Raw genomic sequence first — 2,920 nt, forward strand, 5'->3', positions numbered from 1 at the left:
AAGTAGACGTCGCCTTCCACTTTTAGATGCTGGCATTCCAGGAGTGAAGGGATCCCGGCGGCGAATCGTTCCTCAAACTGGTCAATATTCTTATAATATCTGGAATCCAGCTGAATATCCGGTATAGGTTCCGTGCGCCGGGGATTGGGCACTATGGTCATCATGTCCGTCATCTGATACAGATCGGATTTTACCGCCAAAAGGTCGCTGGTGGTCTTGACCGGAGCAAAGCGTTTCCTGGGAACATTCAGGGCCCCTGCATGATCAAAGGCGGATATGGCTGATCCCATGGCGGTCTCCAGTTGGTAAACCTTGGGGGAGTCCGGGGTTCTTGGATCCAGATTTTTAGTGTTGATTATGAGGTCCAGAGGTACCATCCTGTGCCTGACAAATACTTTTTCCAGTTCTTCCAGGTTCAGCCAGATGGAGTTGGTGTTGAAAAACGAATATTTTTGAATGTTCATGAAATCTTCAAGCTCATTGTCAGGGCACTGGGCTATTTCCCTCACGGCCAGACGGTCGTTTTTGAGCAGTCGGCAGAGATGGCCTCCTTTGCGGTCGGTGACCGTTCTGGGGGTGACTTCCATAAGAAATGTGAATTCCTTGGCTTTGAGGTAGCCAAGGATGATTTCGTCCATGGTTGCGCCCAGGTTGTCGGAGTTGGAGATAAAGGCATACTTATAGCCTTTTTCCAGAAGGTTCTTGAGCACCCCCGAAGTTACCAGGGCGGTATAAATATCGCCATGCCCGGGTGGATTCCACTCCAGTTCAGGGTTTTCCGGCCACATGGCAGGGGTCAGGTCGTCTGCCAGGATCTTGGGGTACTTGTGCTGCAGGAAAGCCTGAGGCAGGTGATAGGGATTGTCGATTTCCTGGACATGCATCATAGTGTCCATGTGAGTTCTAAAGCTGTTCATGAACAATAGCGGTACCCGGGTCTGGTATTTATCCCTCAGAACCTTTACCTGTTCGGCGATGAGGTTTAGAAATGATTTGTTGTCGCGGACTTTGATCAGTGACTTGGCTTTTTCCAGGCCCATGCTGGTGCCCAGTCCACCATTGAGCTTGATTACCACCAGCTCTGAAATGGCTTCGGAAATGTTTTGCTGGTACTTGGAAATATTTTCCAGGCTTTCCAGTTCATTTGCTTCTACCGGCAGAATTTCCTGCCGGGTCAGCTTGCCCTGACTGCCGTAAAGAAGCTGGGAGAAGTAGCACTTAAAGAGATTTACCACAATGGGCGGCAGTGACTGTTCTTCCATTTTCAGGGCATAAGCCTTGAAGATCTGCATCAGATCGGGATCGGTGTTGGAAATGCATTCAAGGTTTTTATTGACCATATTGCCTCCGTAATTGCGAACTGTCAGCAATTATTTGATTTTTCGGGGTTCACCATGGAAGAAGGCTGTCCGGTGCTGGCTAGGACCGAACCCCAGTAGTTGGAATTTATGTTCAGGGTTTTGCGTTTCTGGGTTACCAGTGATAGAGGCAGGTAGATATAGCGGTCCTGAATCATGCTGACCAGCATGCTGGTTTTGCCTGACATGCCGGCGTGGACTGCATGCTGTCCCAGAAATCCGCAGTAAACCCTGTCATTGGAATTGGCCGGGATAGAGCGGATAATATAGCTGGGATCTATGAATTTCAAGGTTATTTCCGTGTTTTTATCCTGGAAGTACTGATGGATTTCCTTTCTCAGCAAGGAGCAGATGTCGCCCAGAATTATATTGCCTGAAGGGTCTGCACCTTTGCGGTCAAAAAGCTCCTGTCCGGCTCCTTCGGCCACAACGATGACAGCGTGACCGCGTTTATCCAGTCTTTTATCCAGGTGCCCAAGAAAGCCGTTGGGACCATGAAGATCGAACCTGGATTCAGGAATAAGGACAAAATTGACTTCTTTGAGGGCTATGGTGGCTTGAGCGGCGATAAAGCCGGACTCACGTCCCATGAGCTTTACCATGCCGATGCCTCTGGGAGCGCCCAGGGCTTCGGCGTGGGCGCATCCTATGGCCTCGGTGGCTTTTTCCACAGCGGTGTCAAAGCCGAAGGTCTTGGATACGAAGTGCACGTCATTGTCAATGGTTTTGGGAATGCCGATAATTGACATTTTGTTGCCTCTATTGGCTACTTCGTGCTGAATGGCCTGAGCCGCCTTCATGGTGCCGTCGCCTCCGATCATGAACAGGATACTGATGTTCATGCGCTCCATGGCGTCCACAATATCCTCAGGCGGCTGGGGACCCCTTGAGGAGGACAAAATTGTGCCGCCGAATTCGTGTATGTGGCTGACGGATTGGGGGGTAAGCTCTTCTACGGGATGCTGGTAGCTGGGAATAAACCCCTGTAGTCCAAAGCGGATCCCCAGCACGGACGGGACCCGGTAATTATGGTGCGCCTCCATGACAATTGCCCGAATGACGTCATTGATGCCTGGACAGAGGCCTCCACATGTGACTATGGCACACTTGGTCTTGGAAGGATCAAAAAAAAGATTTGACCTGGGTCCGGCGACCTCGATTTCCAGGGGAATAGGGCCATTGGGCTCTTCCCCGATCATCTCCGGGTCCAGGTTCATGGGTACGGTTTCCCGATCTTCGATGTAGCGCCACAAAGGCAGGGGAGAAGTAACTTTGGCCGTGCCGATGGTTTCAATGCTGGTGTCATACTTGGCGGTCATGAATATTTTTCCTGAAGAGTTTTAAACGGTTATAGGCAGTTTTTATCCGGATTATCTCAAGAGATCTCGATTGGGGACAGGCGCTGGGGTACTCTCAACCACCCACCTGCACCAAATAATCAGGCTGATGCGGGCTTTGCCACAACTTAACAATTTACTTACAAGTAACTAGAGTCGCATTGGTAATAAAATCAGGTACTTGCTAATTTCAGGATATTTGCTCTTTGCTCTTGTTATTTGCTC

At 50.0% G+C, this 2,920-nt stretch carries 2 protein-coding genes; both read right to left on the reverse strand.

Annotation, left to right across the window (positions count from 1 at the left end; all coding sequences use genetic code 11):
* The coding region (locus QZP87_RS01785) for a UTP--glucose-1-phosphate uridylyltransferase (protein ID WP_291321207.1) at positions 1-1,340 on the reverse strand (1,340 nt) is incomplete at its 3' end.
* Positions 1,341-1,363: 23 nt separating this feature from the next.
* Positions 1,364-2,677, reverse strand: coding sequence for an ATP-dependent 6-phosphofructokinase (locus tag QZP87_RS01790; protein ID WP_291321208.1), 1,314 nt, complete (start codon positions 2,675-2,677; stop codon positions 1,364-1,366).
* Positions 2,678-2,920: the final 243 nt, after the last annotated feature.

Origin of the sequence: Desulfonatronospira sp., assembly GCA_003563255.1 — a bacterium.
In the GTDB taxonomy this organism is placed as follows: Bacteria; Desulfobacterota; Desulfovibrionia; order Desulfovibrionales; family Desulfonatronovibrionaceae; genus Desulfonatronospira.

Excerpts from the sequence above, each read along its gene's own strand:
- QZP87_RS01790 (WP_291321208.1), bottom strand. The coding sequence starts at position 2,677 with ATGACCGCCAAGTATGACACCAGCATTGAAACCATCGGCACGGCCAAA.